This window comes from Brevibacterium rongguiense, from assembly GCF_009857845.1.
Taxonomy (GTDB): Bacteria; Actinomycetota; Actinomycetes; order Actinomycetales; family Brevibacteriaceae; genus Brevibacterium; species Brevibacterium rongguiense.
This window is the reverse complement of the sequence record NZ_WWEQ01000175.1, coordinates 1-248: the sequence shown is the minus strand read 5'-3', so window position 1 is coordinate 248 and position 248 is coordinate 1. Positions and strand designations below refer to the sequence as shown.

1 pseudogene is annotated in these 248 nt (G+C 63.7%); it reads left to right on the top strand.

Features of this window, described 5'->3' with window-relative positions:
- Positions 1-248: pseudogene (locus GSY69_RS15505) on the top strand (hypothetical protein); the annotation flags it as partial.

Below are 248 nucleotides of genomic sequence, written 5' to 3'. Positions count from 1 at the left end.
CCGGATCGTGGGCTACTCGATCAGCGACCGGATGAAGGCGCGACTGGCGGTGAACGCCCTGGACAACGCTGCTTCCCGCCGCGGTGACGTCGCTGGCTGCATCGTGCATTCGGACCGAGGATCGCAGGGCGGATTCAACTGGTTGTCGCAACACCTCGATCGAGAGGTGTTCAACGATGGTGACGGCGGATTGGAGCAAGAAGACCAGCGAAGTGCCCGTGAGTGCGCGTCGGCAGTGGCGTGCGGAT